Origin of the sequence: Muricaecibacterium torontonense (genome assembly GCF_004793925.1) — a bacterium.
GTDB lineage: Bacteria > Actinomycetota > Coriobacteriia > Coriobacteriales > Atopobiaceae > Leptogranulimonas > Leptogranulimonas caecicola.
Genome location: NZ_SRYE01000002.1, coordinates 66,388 through 87,033 on the forward strand (window position 1 = coordinate 66,388; position 20,646 = coordinate 87,033).

15 protein-coding genes and 1 pseudogene are annotated in these 20,646 nt (G+C 60.9%); 14 read left to right on the top strand and 2 right to left on the bottom strand.

What is annotated here, in order from left to right:
* Positions 1 to 475 precede the first annotated feature (475 nt).
* The 9 genes and pseudogenes from deoC to E5334_RS03340 all read left to right on the top strand — a co-directional run.
* Positions 476 to 1,129 (top strand): annotated as a pseudogene (deoC, locus tag E5334_RS03300) (deoxyribose-phosphate aldolase); the annotation flags it as partial.
* Between the two features lie 170 nt (positions 1,130 to 1,299).
* Positions 1,300 to 2,133, top strand: coding sequence for a YdcF family protein (locus E5334_RS03305; RefSeq protein ID WP_136012199.1), 834 nt, complete (start codon positions 1,300 to 1,302; stop codon positions 2,131 to 2,133).
* A gap of 274 nt (positions 2,134 to 2,407) precedes the next feature.
* Positions 2,408 to 3,532 (top strand): PTS fructose transporter subunit IIC, encoded by a 1,125-nt coding sequence (locus E5334_RS03310; protein ID WP_136012200.1) that lies wholly within the window; start codon positions 2,408 to 2,410, stop codon positions 3,530 to 3,532.
* Positions 3,533 to 3,962: 430 nt separating this feature from the next.
* Positions 3,963 to 5,498: a 2-isopropylmalate synthase gene (locus E5334_RS03315; RefSeq protein ID WP_136012201.1), complete on the top strand. Its 1,536-nt coding sequence runs from the start codon at positions 3,963 to 3,965 to the stop codon at positions 5,496 to 5,498.
* 138 nt (positions 5,499 to 5,636) lie between these two features.
* A complete protein-coding gene (leuC, locus tag E5334_RS03320; RefSeq protein ID WP_167604279.1) occupies positions 5,637 to 6,902 on the top strand; it encodes a 3-isopropylmalate dehydratase large subunit in 1,266 nt (421 codons plus the stop codon).
* 165 nt (positions 6,903 to 7,067) lie between these two features.
* A complete protein-coding gene (locus E5334_RS03325; RefSeq protein WP_136012202.1) occupies positions 7,068 to 7,622 on the top strand; it encodes a 3-isopropylmalate dehydratase small subunit in 555 nt (184 codons plus the stop codon).
* 46 nt (positions 7,623 to 7,668) lie between these two features.
* Complete coding sequence (leuB, locus tag E5334_RS03330) at positions 7,669 to 8,781, top strand: 3-isopropylmalate dehydrogenase (protein WP_136012203.1); 1,113 nt, start codon at positions 7,669 to 7,671, stop codon at positions 8,779 to 8,781.
* A 652-nt stretch (positions 8,782 to 9,433) separates the two neighbouring features.
* Positions 9,434 to 10,513 (top strand): hypothetical protein, encoded by a 1,080-nt coding sequence (locus E5334_RS03335; protein WP_136012204.1) that lies wholly within the window; start codon positions 9,434 to 9,436, stop codon positions 10,511 to 10,513.
* Positions 10,514 to 10,635: 122 nt separating this feature from the next.
* Positions 10,636 to 12,204, top strand: coding sequence for an amidohydrolase (locus E5334_RS03340; RefSeq protein ID WP_136012205.1), 1,569 nt, complete (start codon positions 10,636 to 10,638; stop codon positions 12,202 to 12,204).
* Positions 12,205 to 12,212: 8 nt separating this feature from the next.
* Here E5334_RS03340 and E5334_RS03345 read toward each other — a convergent pair whose 3' ends face one another.
* Complete coding sequence (locus tag E5334_RS03345; protein ID WP_167604280.1) at positions 12,213 to 12,923, bottom strand: GNAT family N-acetyltransferase; 711 nt, start codon at positions 12,921 to 12,923, stop codon at positions 12,213 to 12,215.
* Positions 12,924 to 13,084: 161 nt separating this feature from the next.
* Between E5334_RS03345 and E5334_RS08755 the strand changes: the two genes are divergently transcribed.
* The 5 genes from E5334_RS08755 (at position 13,085) to E5334_RS03370 (ending at position 19,664) form a co-directional block, all read left to right on the top strand.
* The gene (locus tag E5334_RS08755; protein WP_265591931.1) at positions 13,085 to 14,863 is read left to right on the top strand and encodes a phosphotransferase; all 1,779 of its coding nucleotides are present in this window, start codon (positions 13,085 to 13,087) and stop codon (positions 14,861 to 14,863) included.
* A gap of 30 nt (positions 14,864 to 14,893) precedes the next feature.
* Positions 14,894 to 15,682, top strand: coding sequence for a sugar phosphate nucleotidyltransferase (locus E5334_RS08760; protein WP_275438905.1), 789 nt, complete (start codon positions 14,894 to 14,896; stop codon positions 15,680 to 15,682).
* A 9-nt stretch (positions 15,683 to 15,691) separates the two neighbouring features.
* A complete protein-coding gene (locus E5334_RS03360; RefSeq protein ID WP_136012207.1) occupies positions 15,692 to 16,645 on the top strand; it encodes an ornithine cyclodeaminase in 954 nt (317 codons plus the stop codon).
* Positions 16,646 to 16,843: 198 nt separating this feature from the next.
* Positions 16,844 to 18,643 (top strand): phosphotransferase, encoded by a 1,800-nt coding sequence (locus E5334_RS03365; protein WP_136012208.1) that lies wholly within the window; start codon positions 16,844 to 16,846, stop codon positions 18,641 to 18,643.
* Between the two features lie 76 nt (positions 18,644 to 18,719).
* Positions 18,720 to 19,664: a DMT family transporter gene (locus tag E5334_RS03370; protein ID WP_136012209.1), complete on the top strand. Its 945-nt coding sequence runs from the start codon at positions 18,720 to 18,722 to the stop codon at positions 19,662 to 19,664.
* A gap of 116 nt (positions 19,665 to 19,780) precedes the next feature.
* On the opposite strand, the gene E5334_RS03375 is transcribed toward E5334_RS03370, so the two are convergent.
* Positions 19,781 to 20,635: a LicD family protein gene (locus E5334_RS03375; RefSeq protein WP_136012210.1), complete on the bottom strand. Its 855-nt coding sequence runs from the start codon at positions 20,633 to 20,635 to the stop codon at positions 19,781 to 19,783.
* Positions 20,636 to 20,646: the final 11 nt, after the last annotated feature.

The window sequence follows — 20,646 nt, forward strand, 5'->3', positions numbered from 1 at the left end:
AACTGCCAATCTAGGCAGTTTTATCTTGGGCGCAGTCAAATCCCGGGACAAAACTAAGTAGATTGGCAGGCCAACGGTGGAGAATCACGCGATTTGAGGGCAAAAGCCTGCCACTCTACCCACTTTGGCTTGTAGGCCTTCCAATCTGCCTTCTCTGGCAGGTTGGAGTGGGGGTGGCAACAAAGCGTGGAGCAGATAGCAGTGGAGCTGGCAGGCAAATGTGTGGCAGGTCGGTGAGATGGCAGGCACGCGAGGAGCAGGCGAGGCCCGTGCCGGGGTAAGGCAAATGTACAGAACGCTCAGTAACAAAGGGCCATTTTTCTAGGGCTGGACGAAGACGCGCTCAGCGGGTCGTATCTTCTAATCGTCCTTAAAATCCCTTCCAGAAAGGAATACCATGGTCCCCACCAAGCCCGCTTCTGAGATGACCCGTGCCGAGCTCGCTGCCTACATCGATTAGTCTGTCCTCAAGCCCGAGCTCACCGTCGAAGACATCAAGAAGTACACCCAGGAGGGCATCGATTACGGATGTGCCACCATCTGCATCAACCCCTCCAGCTTGCCCATCGTTGCTCCCATCGTGGGGGGCACCGACACCGGCCTTTGCGTAGTGTGCGACTTTCCCTTTGGCGCCAGCTCCACTCAGTCCAAGGTGACCCAAGCCCAGGCCATCATGGACGGCTATGACATCCAGGACTTGGATATCGTGGCCAACTACGGCCGCCTGCGCTCTGGCGACCTGGACTACGTCACCCAGGACATCCGCGCCGTGGTGGATGCCTGCCACGCCAAGGGCGTCGTGGTGAAGGTCATCATCGAGACCGACTCCCTCACCCCCGAGCAGATCAAGGGCGGCACCCGCTGCGCCGTAGACGCCGGCGCCGACTTCATCAAGTCTTCCACCGGCCTCTACACCGGCGGCGAGCAGAGGGGCGCCACCCACGAGGTAGTGGACCTCATGATGGAAGCGGGGAACGGCGAGATCCAGGTGAAGGGCTTCGGCGCCATCCGCGACCAGATGCACTTCTTCGAGCTCATCGACCGCGGCATCGACTGCATGGGCATCGGCTATCGCTCCACCCCCACCGTCCTGGGCTTTAGCCAGGACGTCTCCTGCGACGCCTGCTAGTGTCTCACCCTCACGCGCCCATCCATCCCACGGCGCGCCTGCAAGCTCTGAGACGGGGTCCTTCTCGGCAGCCTGGCCTTGCCGAGAAACCCGCCTTCCTATCAGGGCTTCCTTGCCTGTCCCATCGCTTATGCTGCCGAGAAACCCGCCCCTTGTGGAAAGGAACCTTTATGAGTACCACCTTTGAGGACTGCCAGAGCACCGGTTTTGCTCAGGGTTCTAAGGAGTGCGCGGCCCTGGAGCAAGATGCAAAGGATCTCAACCTTATCGCGAGCTTTGTGGGTGTACGCGACGTGCCCGAGCTCACCGCTTGCGCGGTGGAAGATAAGTTGGGTGGACCGGCAGACGTGGCCGTGCTCTTTGGTGGGGGCGGCCCTGCCACCGCAGATGCTCTGGCCGCTGCCATGAAGGCAGGGGTGGCCACCCGCTATGCCATAGCCGGCGGTCATGGGCATACGACCTCGCGAGTCTACGATGCGCTTTCGGCTCGCTTGCCAGAGGGTGCCATCTCGCCGGGGGCCAGCGAGGCAGAGATGTTGAATGCCTATCTGGGCCATCGCTACGGGCTCTCTGTAGACCTGCTAGAAAAAGAATCTACCAACTGCGGTTATAACGTCATCAATCTATTGGCGCTTTTGGATGAGCGGTCCATCGACGCTTCGCGCTTCGTGCTCATCCATGACATGCCGTTTCAACGTCGCATCTCGTCCACCATGGAGCTGGAGGCCTCGGAGGCCTGTTGGGTCAACTACGCTGCTTGGCAGGCCCAGGTGGGCATGAAAGATGGGAAGCTGGTATACCTAGAGGCGCCCGAGGCTATGTGGTCGCTGGATCACTATCGCTCCCTGTTGCTTGGGGAGGTGCAGCGGCTCTGGGACACTCCGGAGGGCTATGGGCCTCGCGGCAGCTGCTTCTTGGCCCATGTGGAGATGCCTCAGGAAGTTGTTGCCGCCTATCAGCGCCTTTGCGCCCGCTATCCAGACGGGCCCCGCCAGGCGGTCTAGGTAGCGCGTGCTTCCAAGCGCATTGAGGGTTCCGGCACGAGAGGCTTCGGGTGAGAGGTTTGGGGCCTCCCGTGCTTTTCATCGAGCGGATGGAAGTTAATAATTAGATTAGTGGGTTTTGGCCGCATCCCTGAAACCTGTAGACTGAAGGCCAGCTGACGTCCCGTAATTGCTAGGAAACCCACGCGACCGGGCCGCATTAAAGTGCAGGGTCGCGCCAGAACCTCAGAGCGTCAGCGGTGCCTGCAAGTCTGCCGCCTCAAAGGAGTGCGCCGTGAGAGACCTCTTTAAACCCGCTGCCCTCAAAGAAGCCCTGCTTACCGCCATCTCCTATATGATCCCCATCGTGTGCGGGGCGGGATTCGTCATGGCCATAGGCATGGCGCTGGGCGGCACGCAGGCTCAAACCCTCACACCAGGCTCCTACAGCCTCTGGGATGCCATGGCCTCGCTGGGCGGCGCGGCCCTCAACATGCTGCCCATGATCATCTCCTGCGGTATCGCCTTTGCCGTCGCCGGCAAGCCCGGCATTGCCCCAGGCCTAGTCACAGGTCTTGCTGCCATCACCGTGCAGGCGGGGTTCATCGGCGGGATCCTGGGCGGCTACGTGGCCGGATGGCTGGCCGCCGCAGCCTTGCGCTATCTCAAGGTGCCCGACTGGGCCCAGGGCCTCATCCCCACACTCATCGTTCCCTTTGTGGCCTGCCTGGGCGCCGGCTTGGTGATGGTCTACGTCTTTGGCGCTCCGGTGGCCTGGTTCACCCAAGCCCTCACCGATTTCCTGCACTCCATGAGCGGCGCGTCCAACACCCTCTTTGGCGCGCTGGTGGGCGTGCTGGGCGTGGTGGACTTTGGCGGCCCCATCAACAAGACGGTCTTCGCCTTCTCCCTCACCCTCCAAGCAGAGGGCATCGACGGCCCTGTCACCGTCCTTCAGCTGGCAAACACCGGCGTGCCCATTGGCTTTGGCTGCGCCTACCTGGTCTCCAAGCTCTTCCGCAAGCCCATCTACACTGCCGCCGAGGTGGAGACCCTCAAAACCGCCGTCCCTATGGGCGTGGTGAACATCGTCGAAGGTACCCTGCCCATCATCATGAACGACCTGGTGCGGGGCGTCATTGCCACCGGATGCGGAGGTGCTGTGGCCGGCGCCGTCATCATGGCCGTTACCCAAGGGGCTGGGGCCAGCGTTCCCTTTGGCGGGTTCCTCATGCTTCCCACCATGGGCCAATTCTGGTGGGCCGGGCTTCTGGGCATCCTGGCCGACGCCGCCACCATCGCCCTGGTCTACACCCTTCTCAAAAAGCCGGTGCCCAAAGAGGCTCAAGACATCGCGGCTTATGTGGCCCAAGAAGAGCAGGAGTCCCAGCTAGACCCCGACGACCTCCAAGTCATGTAGCTACCGATAATCCCTTTCATCCCACCCGGCGCTCCTGTCCTAGGCGGCAGGGGTTCTCGGTATCGATCCTTGCCGAGAAACTCCGCAGTCTCAGTGGGCGCCCTTGGGTTCCTGGCTGCTTTGGGCAACGGGGCGTTTAGGTAGCCGTCAGGTTACGGGGGCTGTGCGTAAGGGCGCATTGGGTTATACTTTCGTTTCAGTTGGCTTGAAGCTTTAGGGAAGGGAGGCCCCATGAGCACCCATCGTGTCGTCTGCGTTGGCACTCGTCGTGCTGCAATCATCCTCGGGGCCTGCTGGTCCTCTGAGCTTCTGCTCGCTCTTGCTACCAAGACGCGAGCTTAACCACTGCCTGTCAGAAGCGCGCGTCGACCTGGGGCCGCCGCGCGCTTTTTTGTGCATCGGGAGCGGCCCTTTAAGCTAAGGAGGAGCCATGACCCGCAAGATCGCTATTTTCGACACCACGCTGCGCGACGGAGAGCAGTCGCCGGGCGCGTCCATGAACACCGAGGAGAAGCTCATCGTGGCCCGCGAGCTCATTCGCATGAACGTGGACGTCATCGAGGCGGGCTTCCCCGTGTCGAGCCCCGGCGATTTCAAGAGCGTGGCAGAGATCGGCAGGCTGGCCGGCGACGCCTGCACGGTCTGTGCGCTCACGCGTGCGGTGGACAAAGACATCCAGGTGGCCGCCGAGGCCCTGCAAACCGCCAAGCGCCCCCGCATCCATACCGGTCTGGGCGTGTCGCCTTCGCATCTGCGCGACAAGCTGCGCCTCACCGAGGACCAGGCGCTGGAGCGCGCCGTCCACGCCGTGCGCTTCGCCAAGTCCTTCGTGGATGACGTGGAGTTCTACGCCGAGGACGCCGGCCGCGCAGACCAGGCCTTCTTGAACCGCATCATCCAAGCAGTGGTGGACGCCGGCGCAACGGTGGTCAACATTCCGGACACCACCGGCTACAACCTGCCCTGGGACTTTGGCGCGCGCATCCGCTCGCTTATGGAGAACGTCTCCGGGATCGAGAACGTCACGGTCTCTGTGCACACCCACAACGACCTGGGCATGGCCACGGCCCTGGCCATGGAGTCCATCCGCAACGGCGCCACCCAGGTGGAGTGCACCATCAACGGCCTGGGCGAGCGCGCCGGCAACACCTCGCTGGAAGAGGTGGTCATGGCCCTGGCCATGCACGGCCAAGAGCTGGACGCCCACACCGACATCGTGACCCGCGAGCTCACCCGCGCCAGCCGCCTAGTCTCCTCCATCACCGGCATGAACGTCCAGGCCAACAAGGCCATCGTGGGCGCCAACGCCTTCGCGCACTCCTCGGGCATCCATCAAGACGGCGTGCTCAAGGCCCGCGACACCTACGAGATCATCGATCCCGCCATGGTGGGCGCCGGCGGCTCGCAGATCATCCTCTCGGCCCGCAGCGGCCACGCCGCCCTGCGCCATCGATACCAAGAGCTAGGCTACCGCTTCACCGACGCCGAGTTCGAGCCCATCTACCAGGCCTTCTTGGAGGTGGCCGACAAAAAGAAAGAGGTCTACGACGAGGATTTGGAGTCCATCGTCAACGAGCGCCAGCGCACCAGTGCCGCCATCTGGACCTTGGACGCCATCCAGATCTCCTGCGGCCAGCCGCTCACGCCCACAGCCACCCTTACCATGACCGGCGAAGACGGCGCGCAAACCACCGTGGTGGCCTACGGCACCGGCCCGGTGGACGCTGCCTATAAGGCCATCGACCAGGTGGTGGGCGTAGGCGCCGACCTTGCCGAGTTCTCCGTCTCCTCCGTCACCCGCGGCATCGACGCTTTGGGCGAGGTCACGGTGCGCGTGGTGGCTGCCGACGGCCGCGTCTACATTGGACGCGGCTCCGACGGCGACATCATTGTGAGCTCCGCCCTGGCCTATATCAACGCGCTCAACCGCCTCATCGCAGACGCCCGCGACCGCTCCGGCAATTAACCTGGCACCTGCTTTAACCTGGCGCCTGTAATGCCGAGAACCCCTGCCACCCCTGGTAGGGACGGGCGGGTTTCTCGGCAGCTTTTGAGACTGCAGCGTCCCAGCCTGCGATATCGACATATCTCGAAGGAGCAATCTATGACCCGACCTATGACCATGGCTGAGAAGATCTTGGCTGCCCACGCCGGACTGCCTGAGGTGCACCCGGGCCAGCTGGTGGAGTGCGACTTGGATCTGGTGCTGGCCAACGACATCACTGCTCCCATCGCCATCGATGTGGTGGAGGATCTGGGCGGCGGCGTGTGGGATGCAGACCGGGTCTGCCTGGTGCCCGACCACTACGCGCCCAACAAAGACATCAAGAGCGCCGAGCAAACCAAGAAGATGCGCGACTTTGCCCACGCCCACTCCATCACGCACTTCTGGGAGCAGGGCCGCGCCGGCATCGAGCATGCGCTGCTGCCCGAGCAGGGCGTGGTGGTACCCGGCGACCTGGTCATTGGCGCCGACTCCCACACCTGCACCTACGGCGCGCTGGGCGCCTTCTCCACCGGCGTGGGCTCCACCGACGCCGGCGTGGGCATGGCCACCGGCCGCGCCTGGTTCCGCGTGCCCGAGACCTTGCGCGTCCAGGTGGAGGGCCGGCTGGCCCCCGACGTCTCTGCCAAGGATGTCATCCTGCATATCATCGGCACCATTGGGGTGGACGGCGCCCTCTACCAGGCCATGGAGTTTGGTGGCTCGGCCATCAGCGATCTCTCGGTGGAAGGCCGCCTCACCATCGCCAACATGGCTATCGAAGCGGGAGCCAAGGCAGGCCTCTTCGAGGTGGACGAGAAGACCGAAGCCTGGCTTGCCGGCCACACCCAGCGCCCTTGGACTGCCTACGCTCCCGACCCCGACGCCATCTATGCGCGCACTCTAGTGATCGACGCCGCCGACATCGTGCCCACCGTGGCCTGGCCGCACCTGCCCTCGGCGACGCGGCCGGTGTCTGAGTCGCGCCATGTGGCCGTCGACCAGGTGGTCATCGGCAGCTGCACAAACGGGCGCATCGAGGACATGCGCGAAGCTGCCGACGTGCTGGAAGGCCGCCAGGTGGCCCCCACGGTCCGCTGCATCGTGATCCCGGCAACCCAAGAGGTCTGGCGCCAGTGCATGATCGAGGGCTTGATGGACATCTTCCTGGACGCCAACTGCGTCATCTCCACCCCCACCTGCGGCCCTTGCTTGGGAGGCTACATGGGCATCCTGGCCGAGGGCGAGCGCTGCGTCTCCACTACCAACCGCAACTTCGTGGGCCGCATGGGCGCCAAGTCTTCGGAGGTCTACCTGGCAAGCCCTGCCGTCGCTGCCGCCAGCGCGGTGGCCGGCAGCATTGCCGCCCCCGCTGACCTGGACTAACGCCGCGATTGGCTGCGCAGCCGCCCTGTGCCCCGGCATCCCAGGGGCATCGACCCTTGGGAGCACGGGTTTCTCGGCAGCTCGCCCCACGCTTCACCCCGCTTTGTCCACCGTCTTCCGGCCCCACGCCTTCCGACTTCACGCTTTCCGCTCGAAAGGAGCGCCATGTATTTTGAAGGACGCGCGTTTCGCTACGGGCGCGACGTCGACACCGACGTCATCATTCCCGCCCGCTACCTCAACACTTCGGACCCGGCCGCGCTGGCCGCCCACGCCATGGAGGACCTGGATCCCACATTTGCTGCCTCGGTGACGCCCGGCGACCTCATCGTCGCCGACGAGAACTTTGGCTGCGGCTCCTCCCGCGAGCACGCTCCGGTGGCCCTCAAAGCCGCCGGCGTCTCCTGCGTCATCGCCAAGAGCTTCGCCCGCATCTTCTACCGAAACGCCATCAACATGGGCCTCCCCATTTTGGAATGCCCGCCCGCCGTCGACGCCATCGCGCATGGCCAGACCGTTGCCGTCGATACCGACAAGGGCCTCATCCGCAACCTGGACACGGGCGAGTCCTTCTCGGCAGAGCCCTTCCCGCCTTTTCTGGTAGAGATCATTGACGCCGGTGGCCTTGTGGAGCGCACCCGCCGCAAGATGGCAACCGCCCCTGCTGCCACCGCCCCCGCAGCCGATAACCCTGGCGCCGATAACCCTGCAGCTTCCTGAGCTGCGACGTTCCTATTTACTGCACGCGTTACTTTGGAGGACGCTCATGAGGAGCTATAACATCTGCTGCTTGCCCGGCGACGGCATCGGCCCTGAGATCATGGCGGCCGGTTGCCAGGTGCTCGATGCGGCTGCGTCGCGCTTTGGCTTTGAGGTGAACTGCCAGGAGCAGCTCATTGGCGGTGCGGCCATTGATGAGTGTGGGGACCCGCTTCCTGCGGCTACGCTGGAGGCAGCTCAAGCTGCCGATGCTGTGCTGCTGGCCAGCGTGGGCGGACCCAAGTGGGACTCCACCGACCCCTCGCACCCCCGACCTGAGCAGGGGCTTTTGGGTATTCGCAAGGCGTTGGGGCTCTACTGCAACCTGCGGCCGGTGCACGTGTTTGACGCGCTGGCGGATGCTTCCAGCTTAAAGCCCGAGCTGGTGCGCGGAGTCGACATGCTCATTGTCCGCGAGCTCACCGGTGGCCTCTACTTTGGTGCGCGCGAGCGCATCGAGGACGCTCCCGGTGCGGGGATGGATGGCGAGCCGGGCATATGGTGCTCCGATGCCTGCGAGTACGGCGAGGGCGAAATCGAGCGCGTGGTGCGTTATGCCTTCGAGGCTGCTGCGGGGCGTCCGCAGGGCAAGGTGTGCTCGGTGGACAAGGCCAACGTGCTGGACACCAGCCGCCTCTGGCGCGACGTGTCCCACCGTGTGGCTGCCGAGTATCCCCAGGTGGCCTTCTCCGACATGCTGGTGGACAACTGCGCCATGCAGCTGGTGGCACGGCCTGCGCAGTTCGACGTCATCGTCACCGAGAACACCTTTGGCGACATCCTCTCCGACGAGGCCTCCATGGTTGCCGGCTCCCTGGGCATGCTGGCCAGCGCCAGCTTGGGCGATGGCACGCCGCTCTTTGAGCCAAGCCACGGCTCGGCACCCGATATCGCAGGTCAGGGCATCGCCAACCCGCTGGCGCAGATCCTCTCCGTGGCGCTGATGTGCCGCCACGGCCTCGGGGAGTCTGCTGCCGCCGACACCATCGAAGCTGCGGTGGAGTCCGTGCTCAACGCCGGTTGGCGCACCGTCGACATCGTCGATGACGCCACCCCCGCCGAGTGTGTGCTTTCCACCGATGCCATGGCCGCCAAGGTAGTCGAGGCTTTGGGGGAGTAGGGGCTGGTTGAGTTGCTTCAGCTAGCTGGTTATGCAACTCATCCGCTTGTATGTCTTTGCAAAGCACCTGGGTTATGTGCCCAGGTGCTTTGCATTTGGTAGCTATTGCCGAGGGCTGAGGCTAGATTTGGTCGCAGTTATGATGGCCGAGGTTATTGCTTTAGGACCCGTGTAAGAACGCCCAGCGTGATCTTGGCAAAAAAGGTTTGCCAACCTGGTTTCCTTGGCAGCGCAATCTTCCAATCCAGCATCCTTGGCAGGATGCAAATACCTTAGATCTGCCAATCTATTTACTTTTATCTTGAGGTTTAGCAAAAGCCGCCGCCATTCTTGCCTCTATGGCAGAGTTCTGACACCAAAAGCCTTCCAGTCTGACCTGGTTGGCATTCATATCTTCCAAAGTGCACCAGCTGGCAGACACATACGCTTTCCGTGCAGCCTCGATGGGCCACAAGTCATGTCAAAGCTTTCGTGCACAAGAGGTGCCATCAGAGCTATCTCGACGTACCCACCAGATCATGGACACTCTATGAAAAGAAAAAAGCAGTATGAATAAGTTATGGAAAAATCAAAAATGCATCCATAAAGCTACCAGCGGGTTTTCTTAATAAGATAAATACATCAATAAGATATGGTACCAAATGACAAAAAAGTGACAGATTTGTGCCAGAAAATGGACAGAGTTCCGTTGCACGCTCTGCCCATGAACGCGATTCTTTGTGACATAGTCGCCTGGATGTATTTTGCATCCAAGCTGCCAGCGACAAGTATCCCAACGGCAGAGAGCCAAGAGCTTCTTGCTCAGGCGTCCTCAAATGTTGCCTGTGCGAAGGCAGTGAGATCTCAAGTTTGGTGGGAGTCCCAGCTAGCTTTCGCGCATAGCCTGTTGGGGACACCTCCCACACATGAGGTGCCGCTGCATTTTCTTACATTGCCGGTCAATCGAGCAGGAAAACAAAACGGTGTGGTAACCCATCAATACACGGCAATGCTGCCGGGCGGGTTTCTCTTTAATGTCAAACCGCCTGTGGGGCTGGATTCGCTTCAAGTAGTAGGACCTGCGGGATACCTAGCTCTTCGCGCCCGTGAAGTGGATGTAGTTCATTTAGCAGTACTGATTTCAAACCTCTGCGGCGATTACTTCTGTTTGCCTCACAAAGATGCATGTGCTTACTTCAAGCAACCTTTGTGTTCTACTCAGACAATCGTTCAATTGGCACGCTCGTTCTCAGCCAAACCGTTGGGCATAAAACGGCTTATAACTACCATGTGCTATGTGGCAAATAATGCTCACTCGCCTATGGAAACAGTTGTGCAGCTTGCACTCTCACTGCCTAAAAAGTTGGGAGGCTGTGGTCTGCCTACTCCAGAGCTCAATGCAACTATAGAGGTAGAGCCCAAATTGTCCTATCTATTGGGTGGATCAAAAGCAATAAAACCTGATGGCTTGTGGGCCAATCACCATCTGGTTTATGAATACGATAGCAATCAAGAGCATGATGAGAATAAAAATCAAATCAGAAAAGATCGTCAGCGCCGCGATGTAATGGAACGATTGGGATATACGGTAGTGACCATGGATAGTACAATATGTAAAGATGAGGTTCGTCGCAATCTTATCTTTGAACGCATTGCCAATATTCTGGGATATTCCTTTGACTGGAGCGGTCAAGCACAAATTCGGCGTCGTGATCTCTGGGCACGCCTTATGCTCACCGGTATGTGTTGGTAACCCTCCATGCCGAGAAGCCCCTCCATCGCAGCTCGCACCCATCCCTCAGTGCAGCCCCCAAATCCTGGGCCCCGCATCTATGCCACAATAAATCATGCGGCAGTCAACTTTCAGGAGGAGCAATGCAGGTCTACGAAGGCACTATTCTCACAGTGGATACGCAGGATTCCGTGGCTTCCTACCTGGTAGAAGACCAAGGTCGCATCCTTTACGTGGGCAACGGGCTGCCTCGGGAGTACTGTTCGGCTCCCTGCATTCATCTGGGAAGCAGCGTGGCCTGCCCCGCCTTCGTAGACACTCACGAGCATCTGGCATCCTTCGCGACGTTCCATGCAGGGCTCAATGTGATGGACGCACGCTCCAACAAAGAGATTCAAAGCATGATCCGCGACTTCGCTGCGAAGTCCCGGGCAAAGACCCTCATCGCCTTTGGTGCCTCCCCTTACTCGGTGGAGGAGGGCTGCCTGCTCTCTCGCCGGGAGCTCGACGAAGCCTGCCCTGACAGGCCCATCATGATGGTCAAGTATGACGGCCATGCCTGCATCGTGAACTCGGCGCTCCTGGAGCTCGTCAAACCCAAGGTCAAAGATCTGCGCGGCTACCACCCTCAAAGCGGCGAGATGAACCAGGAAGCCTTCTTCGCGGTCTCAGACTTCATCACCGGCAGTCTCTCCCTTCCTGAGCTCGTTTCCAACATCCAGGCGACCATGGACTACCTAGCGTCCAAGGGCATCGGTATGGTCCACAGTGTGAGCGGGGTGGGCTTCGCGGGAAACCTGGACATCACCCTGGAGACCTGGCTTGCCAAGAGCGCCCAGGAGGGGTTCGCCATCCGCGTCTTTCCCCAGTCAATGGACATCCAGGTGGCTCAAAAGCGCGGTCTTCCGCGCATCGGCGGCTGCTTCGAGTGCGCCCTCGACGGCTGTTTTGGCAGCCAGGATGCAGCACTCTTGGAGCCTTACTCCAATGACTCAGCCAACTCGGGCGTCCTCTACTACACCGACGAGCAGGTTCTCGCCTTCTGCCGAGCCGCCCACAGCGCCGGGCTGCAAATCGAGATACACGCCATCGGCGACGCCGCGTTCAACCAGGCTGCCCGGTGCTTGGCCCAGGTCATCGACGAGAACCCCCGCCCCGATCACCGCCACGGCATCATTCACGCCTGCCTTCCCACACCACAGGGCCTCGAGCTCTGCGCTGCCCATGACATCCAGTTCCCCATGCAAACCAGTTTCATCAATTGGCCTCAGGAACCCGATTCCTATCTCCGCGAGATCCTCGGCGATTCACGTGCCGAGAAACTCAACCCCCTTCGCAGCTATTGGGATGCGGGCATCGTGCTTTCTGCGGGCAGTGATGCTCCTTGCACCGATCCCGACCCCATTCTTTGGATGGAACGCGCCTGCAACCACGACATTCCAGAGCAGTCGCTTACGCCTCAGGAAGCCTTGCGTATGTGCACCTATAACGGCGCCTGGACCACATTCGATGAGCAAGAGCGCGGCTCGCTGGAAGCCGGAAAGATCTGCGATATGGCCATTCTTTCGGGCAATCCCTACGAATGCGGGCGCGAGCGTCTCGGTGAGCTCAAAGTGGAAAGCCTCATCCTCTCTGGCAAGCCCTATGGCCGCCAGCGTCAAAGCGTGGTGGCAGCAGTGGCCAAGGGGATGTTCTCGAGGCACCGAGCCTAGGCCTCGCCTCACACTTCAAATCCGTAGCGCTCCTTGATCAGCCCTCGCGCCTGCCGCCAAGCAGCGTGGTTTTCCTCGGCGCTCGCTTTGCAGGTAGCTCCCTCGTAGGGCACAAACCCCAGCTTCTCGTAGAGACGTATGGCTGCCCAGGATTGAGCCTCGGTCACCACATAGAGAGGGCGCGGCATCGTGCCGGCTGCAGCAGCCTGGCTGTAGGCCTCACAGGCAGCCAGGCAGGCGGCTTTGGCGAGCCCGTGCCCCTGGTGTTCGGGAGCGCACATCACCCAATGAAGCCTCCAGCGTGCGGGGTCAAAGTGCGCTCCTGGCCAAAGGCTGCAGGTGGCAGCGAGGTTATTATCGGCATCAAGAATGAAAAAGAGGTTGGCGGCGAAAGCCGCAGGATCAGCGGTTTCCATGACATCCCAAAAGCTTTGGGCCTCGTTGGCGGTATAGGGAAAGCCGCAGGCGACCATAAGCTGGGACCACTGGGATCGGTGTTGCTCAGGGTGGGCGCACCAGCGGTAACCGTCGGGCAACGGGATGCTGGGCAGCGAGGATGTTGCAGTGCAGTTGATATTCATGGTGGCACTGGCGACCGTAGCATTAGCAGTAGCATCAGCTGCAAGGTCGCTGGCCGCACGGTTGCTCGCCGTATGGGCGGCATCGGGGTAGACGAGCACAAGCTCGTCGTAGGGGAGGGTGCGATCCACCAGTGGCATAAGGTTCCTTTCAGGAGTGTTCATGGTGATAGTGCTATCGTGCATACATGAACGTTATAGTATGCAGTGGTATATATAAATGTGCAGCGTCCCCTAGTTCTAGCGAGTGCGAGGACGCGCGAGTAGCAGGGCGCTGTCCCTACTATATAAGGAACTCATTCATGTTGACGCGCTATGAATTCGAGACGCTTCGGGTGAGGCAGGCCAACCCCCGCGCCTCTCAGCGGGCTATTGCCCAAGAAGCAGGGATTGCGCTGGGCTCGGTGAACAAGGCGGTGCACGAGCTTGAGGCTGCCGGTCTGCTGAACGAGGCAGGGGAGCCCACGGCTGCGGCCCAGGCCGCCCTGGCCCCCTATCGCGTAGGCAACGCCATCATTTTGGCGGCTGGCGTGGGCGCGCGCATCGCCCCGTTCTCTTTCGAGCGTCCCAAGGCCATGTTCGAGGTGCACGGCCAAGTGCTCATCGAGCGTCTCATAGAGCAGCTCCATGCGGCCGGCGTTCAAGAGATCGTGATCGTCGTGGGCTACATGAAAGAGGCGTTCTTTTATCTTGAGGAGCGCTACGGCGTCACCATCGTGGTGAACACAGAGTACGCTACCCGCAACAACCACTCTTCCCTCTGGGCTGCCAGGCGGTTTTTGGGCAACTCGCTCATCATCTCATCAGACCAGTACTTCACTAAAAACATCTTCCCCGCGTACTCCTACGAGTCCTGGTGCACGGTGAGCCCGCTCGAGGCTTCTTCCAACGAGGAGACTGTGGTGGCAGATTCTGCAGGCCGCGTGCTCGAAGTGCGCGAAGACGGCACTGGCGACTACCTCATGCAAGGGCCCTGCTATCTGGACCGAGCGTTCTGCGAGACCTATCTGTCCATCCTTCAGGCCGAGTATGCCAACAGCGACACCGCCCCCAAGCTCTGGGAGGCCATCTTTTCTCAGCATGCCCAAGAGCTGTCTATGGCCGTGCGCCTGGTGGAGCCCGGTGTCATTCAAGAATTTGACTACCTGGCAGACCTTACGGCCTTTGACCGGGACTTCTTTGCCAATGTGGACTCCCGTATTCTGGACAACATCTGCAAGACGCTTCACTGCCAGCGCGAGCAGATTTGCGATGTGCGCCCGGTGAAGGCGGGCCTCACCAACCTCTCCACGGTCTTTGCGGTGGAGGGCAAGCGCTACATCTACCGCCACCCCGGTACAGGTACCGATAAAATCATCAATCGAGAGGCAGAGACCTTTGCCTTGACCGTAGCCCGTGACCTGGGGTTAGACGATACTTTCATCTACGAGGATCCTGTCGAGGGCTGGAAGATCTCCCGCTTCGTCGACGGCTGTTCGGAGCTGGATTACGCCAGCCGCGACCAGGTGGCCCAAGCTCTCTCCATGGCTCGCACTCTGCACACTAGCGGCAAGGTCTCGCCTTGGTCCTTCGACTTCTTCTCCGAGGGCGTCAAGATCGCCGGCCTCCTCAGGGGCTGCGGCTATCCGCTGCCCCGCGACTTCGACGAGCTCATGGCCCGCGTAGAAGCCATCGCCACCCGCATGCGCTCCCTGGTCAAAGAGCCCGTGCTCTGCCACAACGACTTCTATGGCCCCAACTTCCTGGTGCGCGGCGACGAGATGCGCCTCATCGACTGGGAGTACGCCGCCATGGGCGACCCCATCTGCGACCTGGGAAATTTTGTGGCCCAGGGCTCGGGTTACTCCGTGGAGGAGACCTTGGATATCCTGCCGCTCTACTATGGCCGCGAGACCACTGCCCAAGAGCAATGGCACGCTCTGGCAGCGGTATGCGTGGTGGGCTGGTACTGGTATGTGTGGGCCATGTACAAGGAGGCTATGGGAAACCCTGTGGGCCAGTGGCTCTACACCTGGTATAAAGCGGCAGTCACCTTTGGCAAAGCTGCCGAGAAACGCCTGCAGCAGGCATCCCTGCACTAACATCTGAGCCCTAAAGACACAGGAGGCAACGTGAGCCCATTGACAGAAGAGCGCTTCGAGGTGCTGGCGAGCAAGGCTATGGCCGGTGAGGCGAGCCCGCAGGAGCTGGAGGAGCTGGAGCCCTATCGGGCCAAGCGCGCCGTGCTATTGGCCAGCGGCATGGGGAGCCGCCTGCTCCCCATCACCATCAACACCCCCAAGCCGCTGGTAAACGTGAACGGCCGCCGCATCATCGAGACCCTCATAGAGCCCCTTGTCGCCCTGGGCATCCAAGAGATCTACGTGGTCACCGGCTATCTGGCCCCGGAGTTCGAGCTTTTGCGCCAGGAATACCCCCAGGTGACCCTCATCTACAACCCCCTTTACGCCACCACCAACAACATCTCCAGCGCGCTGGCGGCGGGCAACCACTTTGAGAACGCCTTCGTCTTCGAGAGCGACCTCTACCTCAAGAACCCCCAGCTGCTTACCCCCTACAGCTTCCATTCCTGGTACCTGGGCGTGCCGGTAGACTCCACCCCCGACTGGTGTTTCGACGCCTACGACGGCATCATCCGCGACCTCCACAAGGGCGGAAAAGACTGCTACCACATGTATGGCGTGAGCTATTGGACTGCCGCCGACGGCAAGCAGCTGGCCTCTGACCTCGTCGAAGCCTTCGATGCCGAGAATAACCGCCAACGCTTCTGGGACGACGTCCCTTGCGTGCTCTTCCGCGACCATTACCAGGTGCATATCAAGCCCTGCACCTTTGACGACATCAACGAGATCGACTCTCTGGCAGAGCTCCAAGAGGTCGACCCGCGCTATGAGATGTGAGGTGGCCCTGTGAAAATCATCTCGTTCGAAGACATCAAGAACTTGGGGATTACCCCGAAGGATTGCCTTGAGTGGACGCGAGAGGCGCTCGAGCGCAAAGCCGATGCCATGCTTCCTCCAAAGATCTCCCTCAAGCCCCCTCATCTGTCGGGAAGCTTTTACAACGTGATGCCCACCATCGCGCCGGCTCTCAACATCGCCTGCGTCAAGCTGGTGACTCGTCTGCCCCATGCAGAGCCGGCTCTCGACGGCAACCTATTGCTCTCAGATCTTGCGACCAATAGCGTCTCTGCCTTGATGGATGCCACTTGGATCACCAATGCGCGCACGGGTGCGGTGGCAGCCCATAGCGCTGCGCTGCTGGGGATCCCCGGGTTTACGCGGGTCGGGTTTATCGGTCTGGGAAACACTGCGCGCGCTACCTTGGATTGTCTGCGCGCCGCAGTGCCAGAGCGGCATCTTGAAGTCACGTTGTTGGCCTACAAGGGGCAGGAAGAGGGTTTCCAAGAGCGCTTCGCCGCCATGCCCGAGGTTACCTTTCACGTGGTAGACGATGTCAAAGAGCTGGTGGCTCAAAGCCAGGTGGCCTTCTCCTGCGTCACTTATACGCCTGAAGACTTTATCGATGACGATTCTGCTTTCGCGCCAGGCATCACGCTCATTCCCGTTCACACGCGTGGGTTCACCCAGTGCGACCTCACCTTTGACAAGGTCTTTTGCGACGACCGAGGCCATCTGCACAACTTCAAGAACTACGCTGCCTTCGAGCCCCGCCTCACCGAGGTGGCAGAGGTAGTCAGCGGCCAGAAGCCTGGCCGCACCTCGGACGAGGAGCGCATCCTGGTCTACAACATCGGCATCGCGCTCCAAGACCTGGTCTATGCCAAGCATGTCTACGATGCGGCGAAAGACTTGGTGCCCGATGTGGTCTATCCCAGGCCCCAAGAGAAATTCTGGGCTTAGGGGCTGCGCAGCCAAGGAGGGCAGCGCTTCTCGGCAATAGGGGAGTGTCCGACCGCAGGAGCAGGCTTTGAAGGAGGGGACGGGTTTCTCGGCAGGGGCGGGTCGTTCGCTTATGCAATGGGGTACGTGTTCGCAAACAACGTATTGACAAGATTTTAGAACAGAGCCATGATGGATTCGAGAAGAAAGGATCCCCTTATGGCTCTTGATCATAATGAGTTTCGTGTGGCTCGGGCGCTCTTGGACGGCATGGCTACCCAGCGCACTCTGGCTGAACGGGCGCACCTGGGCGTGGCCACGGTGAACAAAGCGCTCAAAAGCTTAGATGGGCGCGACCTGATAAATGAGCAGGGACTCACCCCCAAAGGCCAAGAAGAGCTGGAAGCCTACAAGGTGGACAACGCGGTCATCATGGCGGCGGGGCTCTCCAGCCGCTTCGTGCCGCTGTCCTACGAGCAGCCCAAGGGTCTGCTCAAAGTGCGCGGCCAGGTGCTCATCGAGCGTCAGATCGAGCAGCTTATCGGCGCCGGCATCCCAAAGATCTATGTGGTGGTGGGCTATAAGCAGGAGCTCTTCTTCTATCTGGAAGACAAATACCCCCAGGTCACCATCGTGGTGAACCGCGAGTATGCCTCCCGCAACAACAACTCGTCGCTCAAGGCGGTAGAGGACAAGCTGGCAAACACGTATATTTGCAGCTCTGACGACTACTTCGAGGAGAACCCTTTCGAGGCCTACGTATGGAAGTCCTACTACGCTGCCCAGTACGCCCAGGGCGAAACCTCTGAGTGGGTCATGACCTGCGGGCCCCATGGGCGTATCACCAAGGTGAAGATCGGCGGCCAGTGTGGCTGGTACATGCTGGGCCAGGTCTACTTCGACCGCGAGTTCTCGGTCAAGTTCCGCGAGATCCTCGATGAGGAGTACGACCGTCCCGCCACCGCGCCCAAGCTCTGGGAGGAGCTCTACATCGACCATATCGGCGAGCTTGACATGCGCATCCGCCGCTATGAGACCCCCATCATCCACGAGTTCGACTCCCTGGATGATCTGCGCGAGTTTGACCCGCTCTTCCTAGACAACATCGACTCCGACATCATCGACAACATCACGGCCGCCCTAGGCTGCTCTCGCACCGAGATCCACGACGTCTACCCCTTGAAGGAAAGCCTCACCAACCTCTCCTGCCACTTTGCCACCAACGACGGCGAGTACGTCTATCGCCATCCCGGCATAGGTACCGAGAATATCATCAACCGTCAAAGTGAGTTGGACGCCCTCACGGCCGCTCGCGACAACGGCCTGGACTCCACCTTCATCTGCGCGAACCCTGAGGAAGGCTGGAAGATCTCGCGCTTCGTTCCCCACGCCACCACCATCGACGTGCACAGCCACGAGGGCCTCAAGCAGGCTATGGATGTGGCGCGCAAGCTCCACGAGTCGGACATCAAGCTCGAGAGCACCTTCGACTTCTATCGAGAGGCCAAGCACTACGAGTCGCTGCTGCTCGAAAAAGGCCCCATCCAGGTGCCGGAGTATGCTGTCTGGAACGAGCTGGCAGAGCGCGTGCATGCTGCCATGGAGCAAGACGACGCCCCCGTCACCGTCACCCATAACGACTTTTTCTACCTCAACTTCTTGATCGAGCAGGACGGCACCTTCAACCTCATCGACTGGGAGTACGCCGGCATGGGCGACTCCACCAACGACCTGGCCACCTTCTCGGTCTGCTGCGAGCTCTCCGACGAAGAGGTGGACGACGCCATCGACCTCTACTATCAAGGTCGCCCCACGCCCGAGGAGCGCCGCCACAACCTGGCCATGATCGGCATGTGCGGCTGGTGCTGGTACTGCTGGAGCCTGCTCAAGGAGAGCGACGGCGACTTCATCGGCGAGTGGCTCTACATCTACTACCGCTACGCCAAGAAGTACCTCACCCTGGCAGCCGAGCTCTATGGCCTAGCAGGCGATGCCGAGAAACCCGCCCCCGCCTGCTAGTCGCTTTTGGTCATCTCGCAGGATCACCCCCACCTGCCTTTGCCGCACGGCTCACCTGACGAAAGAAGGATCATCTATGGGATACGGACTTACCAGCGGCTTGCTCTGGGGCCTGGACACCGTCATCTTGGGCATCGCCCTCTCCATGGCACCCTACGTGGGCACCGCTGAGGCGCTGGCCTTCGCTGCCATTGTGAGCGCCGCCTTTCACGACGTCTTCTGCGCCGTGTGGATGTTTGTGATCATGGCCGTGCGCGGGCGTCTCAAAGACACGGTGGCCGCCCTCAAAACCCGCAGCGGCAAGGTGGTCGCTGCCGCGGCCCTTCTGGGCGGCCCCTTTGGCATGACCGGCTATGTGGTGGCCATCAACCAGCTGGGCCCGGGCATCACCGCCATCATCTCCAGCTTCTACCCGGCCTTTGGCGCCTTTTTGGCCGTCTTCGTGCTCAAGGAGAAGATGGAGCTCAAGCGCTGGATCGCATTAGCTGTCGCTATGGCTGCCATCATCGTGATGGGCGTGGCCGCCAGCGATATGGAGATGCCCGGAGACGCGCTGGTGGGCATTCTGGCCGCTCTTGCTTGCGTAGTGGGCTGGGGCAGCGAGGCGGTGCTTTTGGCCTGGGGCATGCGCGACGACTCGGTGGACAACGAGACCGCCCTGCAAATCCGCGAGACCACTTCTGGCCTGGTCTATCTGGCAGTGATCCTGCCGCTCTTCGCCGCCTGGCCCTTCGCTGTCCAGGTGTTCGCCACCCCTGCCACCGCCGTGATCGCCGGCGCCGCGTTGGCTGGCACCGTCTCCTACCTCTTCTATTACAAGGGCATCGACAAGATCGGCGCCGCCAAGGCCATGGCGGCCAACATCTCCTACTCGGCTTGGGCCGTGGTGCTGGGCCTGGTGCTTTTGGGCCACGTCCCCAGCCTCATCGAGATCGTCTGCTGCATCGCCATCCTCTGCGGCACGGTGCTTGCCTCTGCCGACGATTGGAGCGAGCTCATCCCTGGCAAGAAGAGCGCGTAATCCGAGCGGCAGCGCGCGAGTCGCCATCGCAAGCAGGGAAGTCTTTCTCATAGCCGAGAAAGACTTCCCTTTTTCGTGTGCGTTATGGGTGGCCAGGCGCCGATCCGGCGCAGTCGCTAGGACTGCTTCTTGGCAGCCTCCACCACGTTGATGCCGTCGCCAAAATCCAAGACTTCCGGTGCATGGGTGTAGCGTTTGTCGGCAGGGGGAAGCGCCTGCCAGTCGCCATAGGTGGCAGTGAGGTAGGCCTCGATGTTGTGGGGGCCCATAAGCTCGACGCCCTCGAACTTGATGGGAACCGGGGGCAGCAGGTCCTGGGCGGGAATGGGCTCGTAGTCGGCATAGGTGGCGTCCACCATAAGGTCGCCGGGGTTCTCTGTGTGGCAGGCGCGCTCAAACATCTGGGCGATGTGGGCCATTGACATGTGGCGCACCACTCCATGGGCCGCCTGGCAGGCCAGCTCGAGAGCGCGGTTGGGCACGTTGTGGGGATGAGCTAGATACTTGAGGTAGGCCATGCGCTGCCAAAAGAGCAGACGGCGCCGTTGGCGGGCGGCGATGCCAGGGTTGCGATCCAGGCGCACCAGGCGGAAGGTGTCTAAGAAGATGCCCTGCTCCATGCCGGCCTCTACTGCCACGCTGTCTTGAAAGCGGGTGTTGTCGCGCCAGAGCGTCGCCCAAAGGCGGGTGTAGTGGGGGGTATTTTCCCAGGTATGAAGGGAATAGCCCTTCGGCAAGTAGCGGGGGAGCACTTCCAGCATGCGGGTGTAGTCATCGGTGGGCATAGACACGTCTACGTCGTCATCCCAGGGGATAAAGCCGCCATGGCGAAGGGCTCCTAGGGCCGTGCCTCCCTCGATGAAGTAGGTGAGGTGCGCATCTTTGCAGGCCTGGTCAAAGACTTTGAGCATTTCCAGCAACTCATGATGGAGACGATCTAGAGAATCGCCAGGATAGGGTGTGGTTTCCATGGGGTTACTCC

Coding starts and splice junctions, on each gene's coding strand:
- E5334_RS03305 (WP_136012199.1), top strand. CDS start 1,300: ATGAGTACCACCTTTGAGGACTGCCAGAGCACCGGTTTTGCTCAGGGT.
- E5334_RS03315 (WP_136012201.1), top strand. CDS start 3,963: ATGACCCGCAAGATCGCTATTTTCGACACCACGCTGCGCGACGGAGAG.
- leuC (WP_167604279.1), top strand. CDS start 5,637: ATGACCCGACCTATGACCATGGCTGAGAAGATCTTGGCTGCCCACGCC.
- E5334_RS03325 (WP_136012202.1), top strand. CDS start 7,068: ATGTATTTTGAAGGACGCGCGTTTCGCTACGGGCGCGACGTCGACACC.
- leuB (WP_136012203.1), top strand. CDS start 7,669: ATGAGGAGCTATAACATCTGCTGCTTGCCCGGCGACGGCATCGGCCCT.
- E5334_RS03340 (WP_136012205.1), top strand. CDS start 10,636: ATGCAGGTCTACGAAGGCACTATTCTCACAGTGGATACGCAGGATTCC.
- E5334_RS03345 (WP_167604280.1), bottom strand. CDS start 12,923: ATGCCACTGGTGGATCGCACCCTCCCCTACGACGAGCTTGTGCTCGTC.
- E5334_RS08755 (WP_265591931.1), top strand. CDS start 13,085: ATGTTGACGCGCTATGAATTCGAGACGCTTCGGGTGAGGCAGGCCAAC.
- E5334_RS03365 (WP_136012208.1), top strand. CDS start 16,844: ATGGCTCTTGATCATAATGAGTTTCGTGTGGCTCGGGCGCTCTTGGAC.
- E5334_RS03370 (WP_136012209.1), top strand. CDS start 18,720: ATGGGATACGGACTTACCAGCGGCTTGCTCTGGGGCCTGGACACCGTC.
- E5334_RS03375 (WP_136012210.1), bottom strand. CDS start 20,635: ATGGAAACCACACCCTATCCTGGCGATTCTCTAGATCGTCTCCATCAT.